The sequence below is a fragment of the Helicobacter saguini genome, assembly GCF_000762875.2.
GTDB lineage: Bacteria > Campylobacterota > Campylobacteria > Campylobacterales > Helicobacteraceae > Helicobacter_A > Helicobacter_A saguini.
Window position 1 is genome coordinate 93,666 of sequence record NZ_JRMP02000007.1, and the last position, 23,653, is coordinate 117,318.

General features: G+C 33.7%; 20 protein-coding genes and 1 tRNA gene. 13 read left to right on the plus strand and 8 right to left on the minus strand.

Annotation, left to right across the window (positions count from 1 at the left end):
• Positions 1 to 37: 37 nt before the first annotated feature.
• Positions 38 to 1,276, minus strand: coding sequence for an N-acetyl-gamma-glutamyl-phosphate reductase (locus tag LS64_RS05925; RefSeq protein WP_034570386.1), 1,239 nt, complete (start codon positions 1,274 to 1,276; stop codon positions 38 to 40).
• Positions 1,277 to 1,354: 78 nt separating this feature from the next.
• Between LS64_RS05925 and ribA the strand changes: the two genes are divergently transcribed.
• Complete coding sequence (gene ribA, locus LS64_RS05930) at positions 1,355 to 1,930, plus strand: GTP cyclohydrolase II (protein WP_034570384.1); 576 nt, start codon at positions 1,355 to 1,357, stop codon at positions 1,928 to 1,930.
• A 66-nt stretch (positions 1,931 to 1,996) separates the two neighbouring features.
• On the opposite strand, the gene LS64_RS05935 is transcribed toward ribA, so the two are convergent.
• From LS64_RS05935 to LS64_RS05950, 4 genes are all read right to left on the minus strand, one after another.
• Positions 1,997 to 2,758, minus strand: coding sequence for a hypothetical protein (locus LS64_RS05935; RefSeq protein WP_034570382.1), 762 nt, complete (start codon positions 2,756 to 2,758; stop codon positions 1,997 to 1,999).
• A 204-nt stretch (positions 2,759 to 2,962) separates the two neighbouring features.
• Entirely contained in the window at positions 2,963 to 3,163 is a 201-nt protein-coding gene (locus tag LS64_RS05940; RefSeq protein WP_138127268.1) for a hypothetical protein, read from the minus strand.
• Between the two features lie 406 nt (positions 3,164 to 3,569).
• The gene (locus tag LS64_RS05945; RefSeq protein WP_034570381.1) at positions 3,570 to 6,077 is read right to left on the minus strand and encodes a TonB-dependent receptor; all 2,508 of its coding nucleotides are present in this window, start codon (positions 6,075 to 6,077) and stop codon (positions 3,570 to 3,572) included.
• 96 nt (positions 6,078 to 6,173) lie between these two features.
• Entirely contained in the window at positions 6,174 to 8,852 is a 2,679-nt protein-coding gene (locus tag LS64_RS05950) for a TonB-dependent receptor (RefSeq protein WP_034570379.1), read from the minus strand.
• 332 nt (positions 8,853 to 9,184) lie between these two features.
• On the opposite strand from LS64_RS05950, the gene LS64_RS05955 reads away from it, so the two are divergent.
• The 5 genes from LS64_RS05955 (at position 9,185) to LS64_RS05975 (ending at position 12,335) form a co-directional block, all read left to right on the plus strand.
• The gene (locus tag LS64_RS05955; RefSeq protein ID WP_034570377.1) at positions 9,185 to 9,658 is read left to right on the plus strand and encodes a hypothetical protein; all 474 of its coding nucleotides are present in this window, start codon (positions 9,185 to 9,187) and stop codon (positions 9,656 to 9,658) included.
• A gap of 53 nt (positions 9,659 to 9,711) precedes the next feature.
• Entirely contained in the window at positions 9,712 to 10,023 is a 312-nt protein-coding gene (locus LS64_RS05960; RefSeq protein ID WP_118962124.1) for a hypothetical protein, read from the plus strand.
• A 56-nt stretch (positions 10,024 to 10,079) separates the two neighbouring features.
• Complete coding sequence (locus tag LS64_RS05965; RefSeq protein ID WP_238699469.1) at positions 10,080 to 11,033, plus strand: ATP-grasp fold amidoligase family protein; 954 nt, start codon at positions 10,080 to 10,082, stop codon at positions 11,031 to 11,033.
• 107 nt (positions 11,034 to 11,140) lie between these two features.
• On the plus strand, positions 11,141 to 11,416 hold the full coding sequence (locus tag LS64_RS05970; protein WP_034570119.1) for an EscU/YscU/HrcU family type III secretion system export apparatus switch protein: 276 nt from the start codon (positions 11,141 to 11,143) through the stop codon (positions 11,414 to 11,416).
• Between the two features lie 145 nt (positions 11,417 to 11,561).
• Complete coding sequence (locus tag LS64_RS05975) at positions 11,562 to 12,335, plus strand: ABC transporter ATP-binding protein (protein ID WP_034570117.1); 774 nt, start codon at positions 11,562 to 11,564, stop codon at positions 12,333 to 12,335.
• 3 nt (positions 12,336 to 12,338) lie between these two features.
• On the opposite strand, the gene LS64_RS05980 is transcribed toward LS64_RS05975, so the two are convergent.
• From LS64_RS05980 to rpmH, 3 genes are all read right to left on the minus strand, one after another.
• Entirely contained in the window at positions 12,339 to 13,730 is a 1,392-nt protein-coding gene (locus tag LS64_RS05980) for a ComEC/Rec2 family competence protein (RefSeq protein WP_034570115.1), read from the minus strand.
• 74 nt (positions 13,731 to 13,804) lie between these two features.
• Entirely contained in the window at positions 13,805 to 15,883 is a 2,079-nt protein-coding gene (gene fusA, locus LS64_RS05985; RefSeq protein WP_034570112.1) for an elongation factor G, read from the minus strand.
• A gap of 392 nt (positions 15,884 to 16,275) precedes the next feature.
• Positions 16,276 to 16,413 (minus strand): 50S ribosomal protein L34, encoded by a 138-nt coding sequence (gene rpmH, locus LS64_RS05990; protein WP_034570110.1) that lies wholly within the window; start codon positions 16,411 to 16,413, stop codon positions 16,276 to 16,278.
• Positions 16,414 to 16,571: 158 nt separating this feature from the next.
• Between rpmH and LS64_RS05995 the strand changes: the two genes are divergently transcribed.
• The 7 genes from LS64_RS05995 (at position 16,572) to LS64_RS06025 (ending at position 23,640) form a co-directional block, all read left to right on the plus strand.
• Positions 16,572 to 16,648: transfer RNA gene (locus LS64_RS05995), tRNA-Arg, on the plus strand.
• Positions 16,649 to 16,690: 42 nt separating this feature from the next.
• A complete protein-coding gene (locus LS64_RS06000; RefSeq protein WP_052062334.1) occupies positions 16,691 to 17,752 on the plus strand; it encodes a Nif3-like dinuclear metal center hexameric protein in 1,062 nt (353 codons plus the stop codon).
• A gap of 24 nt (positions 17,753 to 17,776) precedes the next feature.
• Positions 17,777 to 18,577 (plus strand): zinc ribbon domain-containing protein, encoded by an 801-nt coding sequence (locus LS64_RS06005; protein ID WP_052062333.1) that lies wholly within the window; start codon positions 17,777 to 17,779, stop codon positions 18,575 to 18,577.
• A 128-nt stretch (positions 18,578 to 18,705) separates the two neighbouring features.
• Positions 18,706 to 19,575, plus strand: a complete 870-nt coding sequence (gene ftsY / locus LS64_RS06010; protein WP_034570107.1) for a signal recognition particle-docking protein FtsY — start codon at positions 18,706 to 18,708, stop codon at positions 19,573 to 19,575.
• A 75-nt stretch (positions 19,576 to 19,650) separates the two neighbouring features.
• Positions 19,651 to 20,916, plus strand: a complete 1,266-nt coding sequence (locus tag LS64_RS06015) for a hypothetical protein (protein ID WP_034570104.1) — start codon at positions 19,651 to 19,653, stop codon at positions 20,914 to 20,916.
• Between the two features lie 8 nt (positions 20,917 to 20,924).
• Positions 20,925 to 22,343, plus strand: coding sequence for a hypothetical protein (locus LS64_RS06020; RefSeq protein ID WP_034570101.1), 1,419 nt, complete (start codon positions 20,925 to 20,927; stop codon positions 22,341 to 22,343).
• Between the two features lies 1 nt (position 22,344).
• Positions 22,345 to 23,640, plus strand: coding sequence for a hypothetical protein (locus tag LS64_RS06025; protein WP_034571626.1), 1,296 nt, complete (start codon positions 22,345 to 22,347; stop codon positions 23,638 to 23,640).
• The last annotated feature ends 13 nt before the right edge of the window (positions 23,641 to 23,653 follow it).

The window sequence follows — 23,653 nt, forward strand, 5'->3', positions numbered from 1 at the left end:
GCAAAAATTAAGTTTAAATGTTAGGTTAGATTCTATATTAAGGGAAAGTTGGCAAGGAATCTAAGCTTTCGCTCTCTTTAAAGTCAAAGTGGATGTTGAAATTCTGCACGGCAGCGCCGGCTGCGCCTTTGATTAAGTTATCTAACGCGCCCATCATAATTAGGCGATTGTTACGCGAGTCAAGTCGCACGCTAACATCGCTAAAATTGCTCCCTTTAACCCAACGAGTCTGCGGTGGTTCGCCATTACGCAACACTCGCACGAAAAATTTATCCGCGTAAAATTCGCTAAGCATAGAATCTAAATTACTTTGCGTGATATTTTTGTATTGTGGTTTCAGTGAAGCGTAAGAAGTAACCAAAATACCGCGATTCATCGGCACTAAATGCGGTGTAAAAGTTATGCTAATTTCGCTTTTAGATTCTGTCAAACTCTTAGAATCTCGCGACTTAGAATCTTTAGCATTTTGTGATTTAGATTCTATAAATTGCATAGAATCTAGCTTAAAATTCCCATTCAAAAAATCATTCAAATTCTGCTCGATTTCGGCTACGTGACGATGATTGATTAGCGAATACGCCTTAATATTCTCATTTACCTCGCAAAATAAATTATCCATTTTAGCCCCACGACCAGCGCCACTCACGCCACTTTTGGCATCAATAATTATGCTTTGTGGCTCAATAAGACGCAAAAATGGCGCGATGGCAAAAGTGCTACACGTAGGATAACAGCCCGGATTTGCGATTAATTTCGCCTGTTTTATCGCACTAGAATTAAACTCGCAAAGTCCGTAAGTCGCCTGTTTTAAAAGTGCTAAGTTTTTGTGCGTAAAGTTATAATATTCGTTATATTTAGCTGGATTTTTCAAGCGAAAATCAGCGGATAAATCAATCACAACACACTTTTTTAGAATCTTTTCGCTCAAAATATGTGCCAAAAACTCATGCGGTGTAGCGGCGATTATGCAGTCATTTTCACTTGCAACCTGCTCTAAATCCAAATCTTGCAAGGGCAGATTACCGATATTTTGCAGGTTAGATTCTATAGAATCTTTAGAATCTTGCGACTTAGATTCTGTAAAATTAAGTTTAGAATCTTGCACACGAGACGAATTGCCAGGCATATAAAAATTCCCAAAACTTTTATACAAGGGAAGACCAGCCTTTGAATTAGCCCCCACATAATTAATTTTCACGCCCCTGTGTTGGCTTAAAATCCTAAGCACCTCCGCCCCGCCATATCCACTAGCCCCTAGCACCGCGACTTTTATCATTTTCGCACCTTTTAAAAAATTTGTGTATTATTTTAACACATTATCTTATATAATTCTAGTTTCTAAAATGGAGATAAAATGAAAGTTGAATATAGCAAAGAAGCTAATTTACCCACGCGTTTTGGGAATTTTAAGACAAAAGCAGTTCGCGAGTTTAAAGATGAGATTGTGGTCGAGCATTTGGTCGTTTATACGGCTGATTTGGGCAGTGTGCCACTTGTGCGGGTGCATAGCGAGTGCTTGACTGGCGATGTGTTTGGCTCTAGGAAGTGCGATTGCGGTCCTGAGTTGGCTCTATCTATGGAGCGCATTTACGAGCAAAATGGAATGCTAATTTACCTGCGTCAAGAAGGGCGTGGCATAGGGCTTTTTAACAAGATTAATGCGTATAATCTGCAAGATAGCGGCTTAGATACCGTGCAGGCAAATGAGGCGTTGGGATTTAGCGGTGATGAGCGGTGTTATGATATTGTGGGCGAGATTTTTAGGCATTTTGGGCTGCGTGAGATACGGCTTTTGACGAATAATCCAAAGAAAATCGCTGAAATGGAAAAATACGCAAAAGTCGTGCGCGACAGCATTATCATCACGCCAAATGAATACAACAAAGAATATTTGAAAGTCAAAAAGGAAAAAATGGGACATTTGTTGTAATTTAGATTCTATGTTTTTGTGTTTTTGTAACCCATAATCCAACATTTTGTTTTAAAAATATATTTTTTACAAGAAATACAAGCCGTGGATGGCAAGGGCGGTGGTGGTTATAAAGCCGATGGCTATGGCAAGGAAGTATTTTTTGCCCTGTCGTTTAAAATCGCACATTAGTAAGCCTGTAAGATATGTGATAAACATAAAAATCACAAAGCTAAATGCAAATGTGCTAAATAACGCACCTGCGCGGGCGTAATGTAGGGCGATAAGATTGCCTAGCCAGTCGTTTGTGTGGATTGTAAGTTTATTTGTGTTATCCTTGTAAATTTCAATTTTTTTAGCTTGTGAGCCTAAAAGGTAGGATTTTTTATCCCATTTTTCCTCAAAATGCGTGCTTGTTGGAATCTCTATGTTATTTTCAATTAGGAATTTTAGAATATTTGAGCGTAAAAGTTCTAGGTTTGGGGGATTAGATTCTATGGTTTCTTTAGAATCTTTAGAATCTATTTTGCTAGATTCTGTGGTTTCTTTAGAATCTACTTTAGAATCTTGTGATTTAGATTCTATATTTTTGCTAGATTCTGTGTTTTTAGATTCTATATTTTGTTTAGAATCTTGGCTTTTAGATTCTAAAAAACTAGATTCTAAAATGCTTTTTAAGCTACTACTTTGGGCTTCATTTAGCGGTAAATCAACGCTTTTATTATCACCAAAATAGCCTATAATACACACAATGCCTGTGATTTTATACATTAACGCCATAGGAATAAAAAACAAACTAATATACAAATGCCAAGTTAGATAATTCTTTCTTTTAAAAAATTTTTTCATAAGATTTCTCCTTTTTTAAAATGTTTAATTTAGATTCTATATTTCCTAATCCACTTCTTTTAAGATAGTGAATGGAAATTAGATTCTAAAATTTATAACTTTTTTGTGATTTAATTAGAATCTAGATTCTATAAACTCACAAAGGTGGTGGGTGGGCGTTTAGGTTAAAAATATAGAATCTAGATTTTATAATTTCAATATTTTTTATCTATTCCCGCCCGACCACCCTTTAAGGTTGAAAATATTATAGAATCTAGATTCTATTTCGCTTCGCAAATTGCCTAATCGCCCACCAGCCGCTCTATTAGAAAGGTAAGCCCAGCCACCCTTTTTGATGAATGGATAGAATCTAGATTCTAAAAAGTATAATTTTGTATAAAAAGTTGGTATAATTTGAAGTTGCAAGCAAGGGAAAATACAATGTTTTCAGGTTAAGTAGTCTCGCTTGCAAGACTACCCTAGATTATTTAAGAATGTAGAAATTTAAGAATTAATACATTCTTATTGCAAAGATTAATGAAATCAATGCTATAATTACAAGGTATTTCATTATCGTTTCTCCTTTCGGCGAGACGATTCCCTTTTGTGAAGCGGTAACTCCACAAAAGGGTTACGATGCCTCACAAGTAAAATTATACCTAAACTTTTCAAAATTTCTAAATTACATATTAAATCCTTTATAAAGTTATAAAATTTATAAGTTTTTAGAATCTAGATTCTATATTTTGCTTTCGTAAATTCCTATCGCCCACCCACCACCCTATTATAAGGACAAACGCCCAACCACCCTTTTTAAAGACGTGGATAGAATCTAGAATCTTAAACTAACATTCATTCCATATTCTTGCAATCTCCCGATTTGACGCATTTGCACACCTGCAGTAGTAGTGTAGCCATAAGTGCTATATACTAAATTTAGTGCGTTATTCATATAAAAAGCAAGTGAAATATTTTTCATCTCAGCTCTTAAACCAAAGTTAAAAAGTGTGTAAGGCTCTTGATAAAAATCTTGCCGCAAATAGATTCTAGACTTATAGGCTAGGCTTAAATTTCCATAGAATCTAACTAAAGAATTTCCCCATATAATAGAATCTAGGCTAGCATTCACGTTAAACTCTGGCATATATAACGCATTACGATTATCTAAGCTCTCGCCTGTAAAAGGGTCTCTTGCATTTTTATATTTCGCATTTGTATAAGCGAAATTTAGCATAAAAAAGCTATCTTTTAAAAACTGCACTTTCCCTTCAAACTCTACGCCTTGACTTATCAAATTCCCCACATTCAAAATATTCCAAGAGCCTGTATTACCACTCCCAAGATACAAAAATTCCTGTCTATTCTGCGTAAATGTGTAAAAATAATCTAAATTAATATAGATTCTATCATCCCAAAAAAAGCCTTTATATCCCACTTCTGCTGTATAGTTAGTTTCAGGCTTATATGGCGTCTTTGTGTATTCCGCATCGCCTACTTCATTTTTAAAGCCACCAGCCTTAAAGCCACGAGCAAATGAAGTATAAAACTTATGAGAATCTAGCAATGTATAGCTTAAAGCAATGCGTGGTGAGAACTGATTAGAATCTATGCTATTAGCAAAACTAGCAATAGATGAATTAGTCGCACCACCCTTACTAAAATTAATAGCGTCTCTATAATATGTATAGCGAAGCCCTAATGTAACATCAAAGCCCAAAGGCAGCTTAATCTTATGGTCGGTAAATAACGCAAAGTTAAAAGTGCCTATTTTATTAATATCGCCTACACGTCTTGTATAGGGTAAATTAGAGCAAGTCTGTCCTGCTTGACAATAGTTTGAATTATTTATAGGATTTTCTAAAAAGCTAAGTTTAAAATCACCATAACTAAAATAGATTCCATAAATGCTCACTGAGTCGTTATCATACGTTTGCATTAAACGCGTTTCATTAATATATGCGGTATTATTTTCTTCTTTTAGTCCGCTATAATCAGTCAATACAGGCATTAAACGATTTTGGATACTAAAAGTATTTTTTAGCAGTATATTATCTGTTATGTAGTAGCCGCCTTTCAAAGCGTAAGTCTGCATTGTCCTATCATTTTTAGATATTAGCCTTGTGGTTACACCTGTGTTATTTCCTTGTGAATCTGTGACAGGGACTTGAAAGCTATGAGTTAGGCTTTTTATCTCATCAGGCGTAAGATAGAAATTATCATAATACACGCTTTTATCAAAGTAGTAATCAAGCCCTACATAGAATCTCTCCACGTCATAAAGCAGTGAAAATCGCCCTAAATTAATATTAGTCGTATCAGCTAAGCGATTTGTGCTAGAATCTTTTATCTGCCCTAAAAAGTCGCTATGTTTAAAGCTAAGCTTTGCGTATAATTTATCTTTTATAATCGCACCACTTGCAGAACCTGTAAAGATTCTATTAAGATTAGAAAATCCTACATTTGCCCTTAGTCTTGTCGTGTTTGTAGCCATATTTGAGTTAATAGACAAGATTCCAGCTTGTGCGTTTTCACCATACATTGTGCCGCTCATTCCTTTAAAAAGCTCTACGCTATACACATCAAGCAGCTCTTGATTCATAAAAAACACATCTTGTGGCACATCATCGATATATAGCCGAAAGCTAGGTTTATAATTATCAGCTGAGTTTATACCACGAAGTGATACTTGCGGATAGGCACTACCACCGCTATCACCGATATAAAGTCCAGATAATACATTTTGTAAATCTTTGCTATTTTGGATATTTAGCTTTTCTAGGCTTTCACCACTGACTGAAGCGATATTGTCATTTAAATCAAATATTTCACGTTGCGTTCTAGCATTTGACATTGTTGTGGTTACTTTTTCTAAGTCGTATTGTTTTATGTTTGCGTTAGATTCTGTATTATTGCTTGACGTTTCGTTAGAATCTATTTCGTTGGTTGTGGGCGATTCGTTAGAATCTGCGATAATTATAGGGCGGTTGGCGGGCGTTTGGGTAGAATCTATTTTGATAGGGCGACTTTGGTTAGATTCTATAATTTCATTAGCCGCTAATTTTATAGAATCTTTCTTTTCAAAAGGGCGGTGGGTGGGCGATAGGTTTAAATTAGATTCTATATTATTATTAGAAACCGCTAATTTTATAGAATCTTGCTTACTAGATTCTATGTTTTGAGCCAACATTATAGAATCTAACTTTTTAGAATCTACCCTTTTAGATTCCATAGTCACATTAGAATCTAACAAACTTTTAGAATCTAAACCCCTTGCACTTACCACACTAAAACTCCCTAAACTAAATGATATATATATAGCAAACTTAGCAATGTTACTCATAACTTATCCTTTCAAAAAATCTAAAATTTTCAAAGGTCGAATGCTACTACAAAACTAATAATGATTAGTAAATAGTTTGTAATAAAAATGTAATTCTTAGAATCTATAACTAAGAGTTGAGTTAAAATTAAACAATCTACCTATTTGATGATATGGTGTTGTGCCTGAATAATAGCCATAGGTTGAATATAGCGTATTTAGCACATTTTCAAAGTTAAACGCAAGGCTTAAGTTATCCTTAAATGTTACACGACAACCTAGATTCCACAATGCGTAAGGTTTTTGTGAATATGCTGGTGCTGCTGTTTGGTTTGGCAATAAAGGGTTATTTGCATAATACAATGGATTTTGGTCGGTGTAATACACAAGCGATTTAAACTCTAGCGAAGTATTAACATACACACCCAAAAAGCTGTTTTTAAACACATTTACATCAGCAGATAAATTTAGATTAAAGTTTGGCAAATATAGCACGTGATTTGTCGGTGGCAGTGGCGTATCAATAAAACTAGCGTTGATATATGCAAAGTTTAACATTACAAAGCTATCTTGCATAAAGTTAAACTTACCTTCAAACTCAAAGCCATGACTTAAAACATTACCTAGATTCCCAAACATTGCAATAGTTTGATTATTCACAATGCCTAGCCATAGATTTTCTTGTCTATCTTGCTGATAGCTAAAAAAGTAGGCTGCGTTTATATAGATTTTGTCTCCCCAAAAAAAGCCTTTATATCCAAGTTCCGCACTATAATTAATTTCAGGTTTATACGCTTCTTTATAATAGTCTCCATATATCGCATTCGCAAAGCCACCTTTTTTAAAGCTACGAGATAGCATTGTGTATATTTTATGATTACTTAAAAATGTGTAGGATAATCCTAAACGCGCTCCAAAGTTATGCCAGCCTTTGCTATCACTAAAGTTACCGGGATTATTACTACTTATCGCATTTGGACTTGTATAATTGATATTTGCATAATTATAGTTATATCGTAAGCCCACATTTAGCGTTAGATTCATAGGCAAGTTTATAGCGTGGTCAGTAAAGATTCCAAAGTCTATATTTTTTAGCCTATTTGTATCATCTTGTCTAAAAGCATCTTTTGTAAATTTATGCTGAAAGGCATCATAGCTAAAAAAGATTCCATAAAGGCTTGTAGAATCATTATCCCACTCTTGCTTTACTTTTAGCTCATCGCTTAGGCTTCCATTAGCTTCTTCATACCATCCACCAAAGTTATATATATCGCTATTTTTATCTTGGTAACTTAGCACATTTTTAATACTAAAAGATTCAAAATTATATCCAGCTTTTAAAGCATAAGTTTGCACTAAACGATTTAAAATAGGGACTCCATTTGTGCCAAAATCATGCGTTATATTATTTCTATTGCTTATTTCAGCATTACTTAGATAAAATAAATCATGAAATGCACCATTATCAATATAGTAATCAAATCCTACATTAAGCTTAGAATCATCATAAAGAAGTGATACTCGACCCAAAGCCGCACTAGAAGTATCCGCAAATTTCCCTGTGGTAGAATCTTTTACCTGCCCTAAAAATTGAGAATATTTAAAACTAGCCTTTGCATATAATCTATCTTGTATCAACGCACCACTTGCTGAGCCAGACGCGCCCCTATCTTTTGTGCCTAGATTTAATGTGGCAAAAACCTTTGTCTTATTTGTCGCCATATTTGAGTGAATATCTAAGATACCAGCGGCGGCATTAGCACCATATACGCTACCTCCCCAGCCTTTTAGCAGCTCAACATTTTCAACATCTAGTAGCTCTTGATTTAGGAAAAATACATCTTGCGGGACATCATCGATATACACACGCACATTTGGATTGTAATAATAGCCATTACGCATACCCCTTATAGTAATCGTAGGATAGGCACTACCGCCTTCATTTGTGATAAACACACCAGAGAAAACTTTGTCTAATTCTTTACCATTTTGGATATTTAATTTTTGTAGATTTTCACCACTAACTGAAGCGATATTATCATTTTCATAGAAAATTTCACGCTGCGTTTTCCCTGCAACTACTTTTATAGAATCTAGTTTGTATTCTTTTGCTTGGGTTAGATTATTGTTGCTAGATTCTATATCACTTGTAGGCGATTCGTTAGAATCTGCTTCATTAGCAGAGCGACTTTGGGCAGATTCTGTATTATTAATAGGGCGGCGGGCGGGCGATAGGTTACTAGGATTAGATTCTGTATCGTTATTAGAATCTGCTAAATAAATAAGGCTTTCTTTAGAATCCATTTTCTCAAAGGGGCGGTGGGCGGGCATTTGGCTAGATTCTGTAGTTTCGTTATCCGCCAAATAAATAGGGCGATTTTCTTTAGAATCTTTTTTCTCGATAGTGTGGTAGGTTAGCATTTGGCTAGAATCCGCTAATTTTATAGAATCTTTTTTCTCAAAATGGCGGTTATTTAGCATTTGGGCTTCTTTAGATTCTATATTATTAGAATCTGCGACACTTATAGGGTGGTGGGCGGGCGATAGGATAGATTCTATATTTTCATTAGAATCCGCTATCTTTATAAAATCTTTGCGACTAGATTCCATATTTTTAGATAACTTTATAGAATCTTTTTTCTCAAAAGGTCGGTGGGTGAGCGTTTGGTTCAAATTAGATTCTATATTCACCTTAGAATCTTTAGAATCTAACAAACTTTTAGAATCAAGTTTAGATTCCATATTTTGCTTAGAATCTAACAAATTCTTAGAATCTAAATCCTTAGCATTTATCACATTAAAAAAATAAAAACTCCCTACTACGCATATATATATATATATATATATATCTTACAAATTTACTCATAAAAAATCCTTTTACAAAAAAATCTTAAAAATAAAATCGAATACTAAAATAGAAAAGATAACAAAAAGTAAATATCATAATCCAAACCCCAAACTTCACACATTTATGTTAAGATTCTACAAAATTTTAACTTTAAAGGGCGTGAATGTTAGTTGTGCGACTTGATGGCAATAGGCTGGTGGGTGGGCGATAGGATAAAATAGAATCTAGATTCTATGGCTAAATAAAAATATAGAATCTAAATTGATTTTCAAGGATAAAAATGTTTATTTTAGGCTTAATTCACTTGCTTTGTGCGTGCGTGGTGGTCGGGTATTTGGTGTATGATGTGCTGATTTTTCGCTATTTTAAATTAAAGCGAAGTGAAAGCGAATTTAAGGCATTAAAACGCGAGGTGCTAAAGCCTAGCGTAGTCATTTTGGGCGTGGCATTTTTAGGGCTTTTGCTTAGTGGTTTTGGGCTTTTTTCTTTTTATGTTGAGGATGGATTTTTGGAGTTTTTTAAGAGCGGATTTTATGGCATTTTAGATTCAGTGCGAAATTCTAAAAGTTTGAGTTTTGAATCTATATTAGTTCTAAAATTACTAACTATTTCCTTATTATTTATTTTCACGCCAATTTCATTTTTTTATATTTTAGTGCTAAAAAAACCAGACCCAATGCGAAGATTCTATCATCATTTAGCCCTTTTAATTTGCCTAATAGCCGTGATTTTAGCTAGATTTTTAGCGCATTAGATTTTTAGATTCTATGTTATAATTCTAGCTTTATTTTGCATTAAAGGAAAAATATGGGACTTATAAAATCTGTAACTAAACGCATTAAAAATTCTAATATTTATAAGAATTATCGCTTAAAGCGAAAGGAAAAAGGTGCGTTTGAACGTGATTTAGCTTTTTTTATCACAAGGCATAAAAATATCTTTGGCTATACGCCTGATTTTGCTAATCCACGCACTTTTAATGAGAAAATTATCCACAGAATCTTATTTGATAGAAATCCGCTATATACATTTTTGGCAGATAAATTAAAGGCTAGGATTTATATTTCTTACAAATTGCGTGATTTTGCAGCTAGTAATAATACGGGGGGGGGGGGGTAAATCATAACTTTATCCCTAAAAAGTTAGGAAATATAGAATCTAAAAACCAAGATTCTGTGACAAATTCCAAAAATATAGAATCTAATTCCAAAGATTCCAAAAACTTACAAAATTCACAACAATTTAATAGCATAGATTCCATAAATCAATACTTTATAGAATCTAAAAATAATCCTGTTTTGGCTTTATTAAATGAAGATTCTAAAAACACTGAATCTAATCAACAAGATTCTCAAAACACAGAATCTAAGAATCAAGATTCTACAAAAGATTCTAAAAACATAGATGTTCTCCCAAAAGAGCTAATGAAAATCCTAGAAAGTCCCATAGATTCTATATCCACACAACTTTTTGAAACAAACACCTGCCCATACTTGCCAAAACTTTATGGAATCTACAAAAGCGTTAAAGAGATAGATTTCAACAAATTGCCAAATTCTTTTGTCCTAAAAACAAACCACGACAGCGGCGGCGTAATAATCGTGCAGGACAAAGAGGCTTTGCTAAAAAATCCATTCATTTTAGAGCAAATGCTAGAAAAACTAACACTTCATTTAAACACAAATTATTATGATTTTAGCCGCGAGTATCATTACAAAGCTATAGAATCTAGAATTTTTGCTGAGGAAATGTTAGGGCAAAATGGCGAGATTCCAGATGATTATAAAATCCACACTTTCAAGGACAAAATGTATATGCAGGTTGATTTTGAGCGATTTAGCAATCACACAAGGGCGTTTTTTACGCAAGATTTTGAGGCTTTGCCCTTTAGCCTTTGCTATCCATTGCCGCAAAATCCGCAATATTTAGCACAAAAGCCAAAAAATATAGAATCTATGTTTGCCATTGCTCGTATTTTAGGGAGTTCGTGCAATTATGTTCGTGTGGATTTGTATAATATTAAAGGGAAAATTTTTGTAGGGGAGCTAACCTTTACTCACGGCGGTGGGACAGAAACTTTTAATCCAAAAGAGTATGATAGAATCTTAGGAGATATATGGGAAATTTAGAACTTTTTAAGATAAAAATTATAAAATATAGAATCTTAATATAAATTTGCAAAATAAAAATTATTTTTATGATATAATGCGTCAAATGATTTCAAAAAAGGAAAAATATGCGAAAAAAGGCAGCTGCTTTGGCGTATGAGGAATACAAAGACCACGCTCCAAAGGTCGTAGCCAGCGGACAAGGAATGATTGCGGAGGCGATTATCAAAAAGGCAAATGAGTTTAACATTCCGCTTTTTTGCAATGCCGAGCTAGTCGATTCGCTTGTCAAAATGGATATAAATAGCAATGTGCCGCCAGAGCTGTATCAGGCGGTAGTCGATGTGTTTATATGGCTGCAAAATGCCGAGAATAAGGCTAGTATAAGTAAGAATGATTTTTAGATTCTATAGATTTTGCGTATATTTTGACTAAAAGATTCTATAAAATTCCCAAAAAACATAGAATCTAAGTCGCAAGATTCTATAGATTCTTAAAAATTATAGAATCTAATTCGCAAGATTCTATAAAAATAAGAAAAGGACAAAAATGATAAAAGTAAAAAACCTAAATTTTTCGTATAATTCAAGGCATATTTTAAAAGATGTGAGTTTGCAGGCTAATAGTGGCGAGTTGCTTGGAATCTTGGGCGCAAATGGCTGTGGCAAAAGCACTTTGCTTAAAAATATTTTGGGATTTTTGAAGCCTAGTAGCGGGCAGATTCTAATAAATGACACTGAAATTAGCAAATATACGCCAAAAGAGCTGGCAAATTTAATGAGCTATATCCCACAAAAAAGCCTTTTGACGATGCCTTTAAAGGTGCTAGATTTTATCCTTGCGGGGCGTTATGCGAAGCTTAAAAATAGCTTATTTGGCTATCAAAATGAGGACTTTGACATCGTGCAAGAAGTCGCGGAACGGCTAAATGTCTGGCAGCATAAAAACCGCATAGCCACGACACTTAGCGGGGGTGAGTTTGGTCGTGTGTTGCTTGCTCGCGCGCTCGTTAATGAGCCAAAAATCCTGCTACTTGATGAGCCTACAAGTGCGATGGACTTGCATTATGCGGTTGAAATCCTGCGGATTGTGAAGCTTTTGATAAAAAACTTGGGGCTAACCGGCGTGATTGTGATACATGATTTGATGCTTGCAAGCCTATTTTGCGATAAAATCGTGCTAATGAAAGATGGTAGCGTGATGGATTTTGGGTTGCCTAGCGATTTGATTGCGGTGGAAAAACTGCAGAGAGTTTATGATGGCTTGGAGTGCGAGATTATCACGCATAATAATAAGCCCATTGTCGTGCCAAAGGCGGTGTAGATTCTATATTTGAGCATTTTTCATAGAATCAAAAAATACAAAACAATTATAAATGTAAAATAACAACGAAAAAATGATAGTTATAAAATATAGAACTTTATAGCGAATCCCAAGTAGTGAAAAAATGATATAAATTAGCAAAAGCCAAAGGGGAGTGCTAACCTCGCTTAAAAAGAAATTATGAGCAATGCAAGATTCTATAATGCTATCAAAAATGTTGCCTTTCCCTATTAAATGCAAGAAAACTAAAAGTGGGAAAAGTGCGAAAAATACGATACTTAAAGGGATTGAAACAAGCTGATAGAGCGAAAAATATGGAAAGAAAAAATGCACTACAGGCATCATTTGTAAAAAAATTATTATGTCAAAAAGTAAGATTCCATAGATTATTTTTCGCGCTAAATTTTTTGAATTTAAAAGTGGCTGAATGTGTCGCACGAATAAAAAAATAAAAAACACTCCGCTAACTGACAATAAAAAGCCGATATGAAATAATAAAGATGGGTTAAAAGCTACCGCCAAAAATACACATAAAAATAAGTTTAAAAAGCTAAAGATTCTTAAGCCACTAAGTAAAATGAGAAAATACGCACACGACATTATAAATGCGCGTAAGAAACTTGGCTCAAAATCAATTAGCAAAAGGTAAAAAAATGCGAAAATTAGCCCTAAAAATCCTAAGTCATAATACGCGTTGCGATAGCAATAAAACTTATGAAAAATGAAATAAAAAGGCGAAATAATTGCAAAAAACATAATAAGAAGTGCGGATAAATGAAAGCCAGAAATAGCAATTAAATGCGCTAAACCTAAAGCCACACTAGCATCTCGCACAGGCTTTGCTAAGGTTTCTGCGAAAAAAAGGGCGTTATATAAATTCGAACTAAAAGAGCTTTCATGCTGATTTTTTATAAAATTTGTTAGAATCTTTTTTGGGTCACTCACACTAACTAGCGAAATTGTAGAGTTATAAATTCTGCAACTTTTTAGAAATTGCAAAAAGCTACATTTATAAATTTTGCCATACACGCGCACTTTTTTGCCGATGATATTTTTAAACCTGCCCTTGTAAGTGGCGTAAAACACATTACCACTGCTATCTTGTAGCTTAAAATTCTCGCTAAAATTGCCCTTTTTTGTGGGCGTTTTTGGATAGTGATTTACCACAATCGCCTCAAAGCTTAAACCTTGCTGAAGATTCTTAAAAATGCTATATTTATGATAAAGACTTGCCAGAAAAATCACGCTTAAGATTCCCAAAATCACGCAATAATGCTTAAAAGGAATGTAGATAAAAAAATACCCACTTTTCTTTTGGCGTGTATCAATGTAGTATAACTTTTTAGTATTAATTATTATAGAATCTAGAACTTTTTTTGCTTTAGAATCTTTCATTTATTGTAACTTTCAAGCATTCTAAAATAATGATTCCATCAATTAAGTTTTTATAAAAAGCATAGAATCTAGGATTACCCCTTGCGTTTTTCCATAATTTCTTTTGCAATGTTGCTTGGCACTTCGCCGTAGTGGTCAAATTCCATTGTATAAGTCCCGCGCCCTTGCGTAGCCGAACGCAAATCCGTTGAGTAGCCAAACATCTCAGCCAAAGGCACAAAGGCATTGACAATCTTTAGTCCCATTCTATCATCCATTGAGTTTATCTGCCCACGTCTGCGGTTTAAATCGCCGATAACATCGCCCATATAATCCTCTGGCACTTCCACTTCCACCTTCATCATCGGCTCTAGCAACACCGCATTTGCCTTCCTACACGCATCCTTGAATGCCATAGAACCAGCAATCTTAAACGCCATCTCGCTAGAATCTACTTCGTGGAAACTACCATCATAAAGCGTAACCTTAAAATCCACCACCGGATAGCCAGCCAGCACGCCGCTTTGCATAGCCTCTTGTATGCCCTTATCAACCGCTGGAATATACTCTTTTGGTATCACGCCGCCTGTGATTTCATTCACAAACTCATAGCCACTACCAGCATCTTTTGGCTCAAGCTTAATATGCACGTGTCCGTATTGACCGCGACCACCGCTTTGTTTTGCATATTTGCACTCTTGCGTTACGCTACTTCGAATAGTCTCTCTAAAGGCAACTTGCGGTTGCCCAACTTCTGCTTCGACTTTAAATTCACGTTTCAATCTATCCACGATAATTTCAAGGTGCAACTCGCCCATACCACCGATAAGTGTCTGCCCTGTTTCTTCGTGCGTGCTAACTCTAAAGCTAGGGTCTTCTTCTGCTAATTTACCTAACGCAATCGCCATTTTTTCTTGGTCTGCCTTTGTTTTTGGCTCAACTGCGATATGGATAACAGGCTCAGGAAACTCCATTCGCTCTAAAATCACAGGATTTTTCTCATCACAAAGCGTATCGCCTGTCAATGTCTCTTTCAGCCCAACAAACGCGCAAATTTCCCCTGCATAAATCTCTTTTATATCCTCACGTTTGTTTGAGTGCATTTTCAAAAGGCGTCCTACACGCTCTTTCTTACCCTTTGTAGAGTTATACACATAGCTACCAGATTCTAACATACCGCGATATGCGCGAACAAACGTTAATTGTCCTACAAATGGGTCAGTCATAATCTTAAATGCAAGTCCGGCAAACTCGCCATTATCGCTAGATTCTACCTTTATTTCCTGCTCGGTTTTTGGGTCAATGCCTTTAATTTCTGCTACTTCAGTAGGGCTTGGCAAGTAATCGACTACTGCGTCTAAAAGCGTTTGCACGCCCTTATTTTTAAAGCTAGAACCACATAGCATAGGAATAAGGCTCATATTTAGACAACCGATTTTTATACCTTTTTTAATCTCTTCAGTTGTCAATTCCTCGCCACCTAAGTATTTTTCCATCAAGGCTTCCTCTTGCTCGGCAGCGGCTTCGACAAGCTTTTCTCTATATTCTTTTGCCTTATCCATTAAATCGCTTGGAATCTCCTCAATGTCATATTTCGCGCCCATTGACTCATCATTCCACACAATGGCTTTCATCTGCACTAAATCAATTACGCCCTTAAAATTATCCTCCGCACCGATAGGCAGACAAATCGGCACAGGATTAGCCTTTAATCGCTCTTTTATCTGGCTTTCTACATTGTAGAAATTCGCACCGATTCTATCCATTTTATTCACAAAAACCATTCGCGGAACGCCATACTTATTCGCCTGACGCCACACGGTCTCACTTTGTGGCTGCACACCGCCAACCGAGCAAAACACAGCAATAGCCCCATCCAACACACGCATTGAGCGCTCCACCTCAATAGTGAAATCGACGTGTCCGGGAGTATCAATCAAATTTATTTGATAATTTTTCCAAAAGCAAGTCGTAGCCGCACTTGTAATCGTGATACCACGCTCCTTTTCTTGCTCCATCCAATCCATCGTAGCCGCCCCATCATGCACCTCGCCTATCTTGTGGCTCACACCTGTGTAAAATAAAATCCGCTCAGAAGTAGTCGTTTTCCCCGCGTCAATGTGTGCGGCAATACCGATATTTCGTATTCTATTTAGTGGGGTTTTCCTTGCCATTTTGTGTTTCTCCTTTGTTATTTGCTATTGTTTTTAGAATCTATTTTTGATTCTAAAGGTTTTTTAGATTCTATGCTTTAGGATTCTAGATTCTAAGTTTTTTTAGATTCTAAATCTTATTTAGATTCTAAATCTTTTTTAGATTCTGAATCTTATTTAGATTCCAAACGTTTTAGATTCCATTTGCTAGATTCTATAAAACATATAAAAGGTATAATTTTATCGATTTATTGTTAGAAATTGCAAATATTTTTGAAAAAAATCAATAAATAAATTCATTTTTTATTAAGTATATAACTTCATAAAGCCAAAATACATTATGAAACAAGCTTAGAATTTACATACAAATTCTATTTTTCTTAGAATTTTCTTAAATTATAGAATCCTAAAATCTAAGCGACACTTAGGCGTTTTCTGCCTTTGGCGCGGCGGGCGTTTATCACGCGTCTGCCATTTTTGGTTTTCATTCGTGCGCGAAAGCCGTGAGTGCGTTTCCTAGGGGTGTTGTGTGGTTGGTATGTGCGTTTCATTTTGTCTCCTTTGGGAAATTTCTTTTAAAATGCGTTTGAAATCGCGTAAAATTTGAAATAAACTTGAGATTATATAATATTTTTTGGATTTTTTCAATGCTTTCGTTAGATTTAAGCTAATATTTAGCAAAATTTTGGTAGAATTTCAGCTTTTTTAAGTGTTCGTAGCTCAGTTGAATAGAGCAACAGGTTGCGGTCCTGTAGGTCGGGGGTTTGAGTCCCTCCGAGCACGCCATTGTTTTTTATTTTTTGACTTATAAAATTTATAGAATCTAGTATGAAAATTAAAGAAATTTATGATATTTTAAATGAAATTGCCCCCTTTGAAACGCAGGCTAGCTGGGATAATTCGGGGCTTAATGTTGGGAGTTTTGAAACTAATATTGATAGAATCTATGTGGCTTTGGAGTTAGATTCTAAGGTTTTGGATTTTATTTTGGAGTATAATAATTTTGATAAAAAGTTAGGGAATTTAGAAGATTCTAATATTATGCAAGGTTCGCAGGGCATTTTTCCTGCTTTAGATTCCTTGCCCCACCCTACCCACCCACAAAAAAATATAAAGCAGGAAAAATGCCCTGCGAACTCAAAAGAAGATTCTAAAGAAAATTTAAAAAGTTACAAAAATCATAACTTTTCCACCCTTTTAATTACCCATCATCCTGTGATTTTTAAGCCTATAAAAAATTTTAATACGCAAATTTATCCATGCAATTTGATAGAACGTTGCATTAAAGAAAATATTTCTGTGATTTCTTTGCATACAAATTTTGATTTAGCCCATTTAAATCGCGCATTTGCCGATAGTTTAAACTTAGAATCTTTAGGCTTTGAATATTCCCACGATAAAGATTTTAGTATAATTTATTCCTTAGAAAAGTTAGAAAATATAGAATCTAATGCCGAGCAAGGTTCTAATAAAGATTCTAAAAAATTAGAAAATATAGAATCTAACCTAGCACCCATTAATAACAAAAACACCAAAAAAGTTACAGAATCTATAACTTTAGAATCTATCATATCCCATATAAAAAAGATTCTAAATTTGCAACATTTAAAATATGTAACAAATGATTTAGCTCAAAAAATAAAAAACATCCACATTATATGCGGCTCCGGAGCGAGTTTCATATCGAGTTTAAAAAGTGGGGATTTGCTTATTACAGGCGACATAAAATATCACGATGCAATGATTGCAGATTCTCAAAATATCAGCCTTATTGAGATTTCGCATTACAAAAGTGAGCATATTTTCGCGCCATTAATGGCAAAAATTTTGCAAAAATACAATATTCAAGCTATAATTTCAAATTCACATAACCCATTTTGCTACGCTTGAAACATTAAAATTAGGAGAAAAAAAATGAATAGCAACCTTAAAAAGTTAATCGAAGTTAATCAATTTGACCTTGAAATTTCGAAATTTAATCCGCTAATTGAGGAGAAAAAAGCGCCCATTTACGCCAAAAGTGATGAAAAAGAGCGCTATGAAAAGGAAAAACTTGACTTAGAAGAAAAAATAAGACAAAATGAGGATTTGCTGAATAAAAGCAACGCTGATTTGGCTGCTGTGAGTGCTGATGTTGAAAAAATAACTGAAAAGATTAAGGATTCTAAAAGCGAAAAAGAGCAAAAAAATCTTGGCATGGAGGAGGATATTTTAAAGGAGCGTATTACGGCTTTTAATAACGAAATTGACACCTTAGAAAAGCAAAACGAGCAAGCAAAAAACAAGATTGATGAGCTGACTAAAAAAATAGAAGAGACGGATGCTGAGATTAAAAAAATAAATGATGCCTGCAGTGACGATATTAATCGCATTAAAAAAGAGCAGGATGTGGTGAGTGCAAAACGGCAGAAGGTGGCGCTTGAAATGGATGGCGCACTTTTGCGGCTTTATGAGAAAATTCGCAAGTGGGCGGGCAATTCTAGCGTGATACCTATTTACAAAAATGCGTGTGGTGGCTGTTTTATCAAGCTTAGCGACAAAAATGTGATTGATATAAAACGTGGTGATGAAATCGTGCATTGTCCGCATTGTGGGCGCATTTTGTATGATGGTGAGGAGGTTGGGATTAGCATTGTGCCTGGTGATTCTAAAGATTCTAAGGTGCAAGATTCTAAAACTACTGAATCTAGTGAAGTAGCAGAAGCTCACGCATAAATTAAGATTAACACTTAAAGCCATACGTTTAAAATCATATTTAAAAACAACTTTATAGAATCTTTTTACAATCTTTTAGAAAAATCGCTACAATTTCCCTTTTAAGATTCTAAGTTTTAAGGTGCAAAATGTTTAATTTCCTCAAAAAAACTTCGCAAAATATCATCCAAATGCTAGGCAAAAAGACGCAAAAAATTAGCAAAGATGCCTTAGAAGAAATATTGATAGAATCTGATATTAGCTATGATATTATCGAAAAAATGCTTGATAATTTGGGTGAAAATATCACGCGAGCCGAGCTGAAAGTCGCCTTTGAGCGTTTCTTTCGCGGAGAGAGCTATTATGATAAGGTCAAATTCAGCGAAATTACGCACAGCCCGATTGTCTATCTTGTCTTTGGTGTGAATGGCGCGGGTAAAACCACAAGCATTGCCAAACTTGCCAAACGCTTTAAAAATGGCGGTAAAAAGGTCATTTTGGGCGCTGGGGATACATTTCGTGCCGCGGCTGTCGAGCAGCTAGAGCTTTGGAGTGAAAAAATCGGCGTTGAGATTATCACCACAAAAATGGCGGCTGACCCTAGCGCACTTGCCTTTGATACGATAAATGCGGCGCGTGCACGCAAAATGGACTACGCGATAATTGATACCGCAGGGCGTCTGCCTAATCAAATCAATCTAAAAAATGAGCTAATAAAAATCTCCAAAACTTGTGCCAAAGCCCTAGATAACGCGCCTTTTCATCGCATTTTGGTGCTGGATGGCACGCAAGGGAGCAACGCCATTTCGCAGGCTAGTATTTTCAATGAAAGCCTGAATCTTGATGGAATTATTTTGACAAAAATGGATGGCACGGCAAAGGGCGGCGCGATTTTAAGCATAATCCATGAGCTGCGGCTACCCATAATTTACTTAGGAATGGGCGAAAAAGAGGATGATTTAGTGCCATTTAATGAAAGCGACTTTATCAATGGGTTTTTAGATTCTATATTTGAGTAAATAGCAAAGTGTCAAATTAAAAATCTATCTAGGCGTCTTTATTTAATAATTTGTCAATATAAAAGGCATAGCATTATGAAATATAGTATTAAAATATGTATTTTATTGATAATAGTATTATTTAATGGATGTGAAAAATTTAGCGAATGGCAAGAAGATAGATTAGAAAGAGAGTATGAGAAATCACGTGAGAAATTAGAATTAAAAGCGAATAAATATGCAAAGTCCTTAAAACGAAATAAAAGTATAATGGCAAAAGCAAAAGATTCTAATCAAGAAAAAGGAGATAAAGTGAATTTATATTTTGAAGTAATAGATTATGATACTGACGAAAGATTGCCACTTAGAAAAGTGGAAATAAAAAATGTGGATACAAAAAAGGTATATCCATATAAAGTGACTGATGCAAGAGGTATTGTAGTTTTTGAAGTAGATTCTAGTGAGAGGGCTGATTATTTTAGCGTTAGATTAGTAGATGATGATTTATATGAAGAAAGTGAATTTAATCTATCTACAACACTGCAAGATAATAAGTTAAAAGATGTAAGTAAAAAATTATATACACCAAATAATTATCAAAATGAATATGCAAAAATATATTTTAAAGCAAAAATCATTTTAGTGTTTAGTAGAACAACTTTAACAATAGACAAAGGAATATTTCAAAGATTTACTGAACAGCTTAAACAAGTTCACGATATAAAAACATATGAAGCAAAAAGTGGCATACCAAAAGACAGGCAACCACAAGGAGAAGATAGAAAAAAAATGAATGCACCAGAATCTGGTATATATTTAGGTAAAAAAGAGCCAAAAGCAATATTCTACTATGATACCAAAAGCACACATACTAAATATGGAGCAATTCCGCGAGGGGATTATTATATAAACTTAGCTGATATTGTAGAATCTAAAAATGATATAAAATCTAAAGAAAAAAATCCATTTAATATAGGTAAAACTTGGGGAAAATACTACACTAAAATCTACACAGATAAAGAATGTAAAAATAGTATAGTAAATATTGAAACAAGCGATAAAGGTGATATTATAAAAAAAGAATTTTATCTATACAGCGTTAATAAAAAAGGGGAGTTTGGCTCCATAGGTAGTATAGGAGTAGATGAAAAAATGTTTATATTTTTAAAAGATATGCTGAAACAATATACACCAAAATCGCAGTGCATTAGACTGAAAGTATATCATGGTCACGATTATGATGGGACTAAACCTAGACCTCAAGGCACCAGTCATGGTATTATAATGGTGTGCCCTACTTGTGATAAAACTAAAGAAGAGTTGGAAAAAGAACGTGATGATGAATTTTATGAATATGAATAAGGATAAATATGTCTATTGCAAGTAAAGGTATAATACATAATTGCAAACATTGTGATTTTAAAGCCCCATTTGCACCTGGTACTTATATTAATTTAGAGTTAGAGCATAAAGATACAACTAAGCATTATAGATGGGTTATTATAGAAAAATCAAGTAAGAAAGATTTAGATATTTTTATAAAAGAAATTACAAAGGATACTTTTAATACTGAAAGCTTAAAACAACATGATGCTTTATTAGAATCTGGTAGTGCACATAATAGTAAATATAATGCAAGAAAACTAAATATAGAACCTGATAGCAATACTAAAATAGAATTTTCACTACCTATAAAAAGAATAAATGAAGCCACTTTTGAAAAATACTATGCTGTAATCATTGTGTATGATGCATTTGATTCTAAAGTAGATATGTGCTTTTTATCAATAGATATGAGTTTTAAAGTAGGAAATGGACATGATAATGAAGTTGTAGAAGCTAAAAGAGAAAAACAAAGCTTAGAACAACAAGATTTATACAATAAACTTTTACCTACAAATATAGAATCTTGGAATAAACTAGAAACAATATGCAATGTAAAGGAAGCACTAGAGTTTTTGCAAGCAAGTATTGAAAAAATACTTAATATACAAAATAAATCATTTGATACTGAAATAGAAAAAATATTAGAAGCCCAAAAATATATCATAAATTACATTAAAGCATATAATCAACAGGGAGCTAAAATATGTTATATCTTTTATAGATTTGATTTAAGTGACGATAAGTTTATTGATAGCGTAACAGATGGTAGTGAATATAAAAAAGATAGGGATGAATTTATACATAAGATTTATCAAGTTTATGATAAACTGCATTATAAACAAGAGACTTATAAAGATAATTTTAATAAATTATTTAAAAATAAACCATTAAACTATAAAGAAAGAGATAAAAAAATTCTTATTGAAAGTTTTATTAATGATATTAGCGAAGTTCTTTTGATTGATATGGAACATAGACCAAAAATTAAATTTTTTAATACAGTAGGAAAAGCTGGAAAATATCAAAGATTTAATAACAAAACAAAGGTTAATAAACTATATATTAATATTATGTTTGATGTTAATTCTATACTAGATTCTATTGTGCATGAATATAGACATTTTTATATTTATCATATTATGGAAGATAGTTTTTCTAAATTAAAAGATAACACACTTATTAAATTTATATATCTTAATATGTTTATTTATTTTCAGGAAAAGGATAATATATTTGAAATTTATGATAAAGCATATTCTAGTTTTGATAAAAGAACGGAGAAAATAATCTTTGATAGGAAATATTCTGATGACACAGACAATACTCCGCTTTATTATATTCAGCCAAGTGAGCGAGATGCTAGAGTTATAGCAGGATTATTTCTAGATAGAATGGGAGAATGATATGAAAGTGCTCGTGCCAAATTACGAACAACATAATAAATTATTAGAATCTAGAAAAAATAAAGAAGTTTATTTAGCTATTAATACAAAAATTAATTGCATTGATGATTGGTGTCCGCATGGAAATAGACGTATAAGTAATCGTAAAATAGGAATATTCCTAGGTAAAATTATGTTTATACAAGATAAACAAGGAAAAACGATTCTAGAATATATACCAACAAGAATAGACAATAACATCTTAGAAAAAGAAGTAGATACACTAAATCCATTATGGCTAGATGAGATTAATGAGGGATATAAAAGAGCAAAATTAATAGAGGAATTTTATGGAACATATAGAAAATATTACCCACAAAATGTTAAAACCAAATGCAAAAGGGGATTAAGCACTATTGTTCTTAACAAAGAGCAAATCATTAGCTATTTTAAAGAATTACACACACTCAATACAACTTTTATACAAAACTATGTAAACACTTTAAATACAAATGGAGGTATAGTAGCATATCCTACTTATAGTGTGCCTTATGAAGCAATAGGTATAATACCACCAGATAAAGACTTTTATGATAGTGTAGATTGGCTTTATTTTAGAAACTATCTTATGTATGACAGCCTACTATCTAAATTTGGATATTTGAATGTAATAGAGTTTATGGATAAAAATCCACATTACAGAAGCATAATTCCATTCTTTGATGAATTATTTTATCCATATTTTATATGGAGTTTAAAAGAGTATCTTTTAGTATATTATCAAGGAGTATTTGCAGAAAAGTCTAATCAATTATTTAATCTTGCCAGTCATATTGATGATAGAGATTCTATATTTTCAGGTAAAAATAAATATGCTAAATTATATGATTATACAGATAACATAATTAATAATATACTTAAAAGTAAAGAGTTAATAGATGAGGTGAAATTTTGTTGTTTAGATACTAGACGTCTTGGAATATCGTGGGGATACTGCAATGATGGCTTTTTTCATATAGAGCCATTAAATTATATTCCATATATTGTGCCAATAGAAAAGAAAAATGGTCTTGCATTTCGCAGAATTGTAATACTCAATAACACATTAAACAACAAAATAAAACCATTTTATGAACCTTCACCAACAGGTAAATATCATTATGAACCATCTCCAAGAGGTAAATATTATTTTGCATTTTTAGAATATTATACCAAGACTTTCGTAGAATTCTACCCTAGAATCTATCCATCTAAAGCAAATCCACCACAAGGCTGGAGTAAAGAAATGATGGATAAGTTAGATTTAAAGCTAGAGTAATATTAACACATAA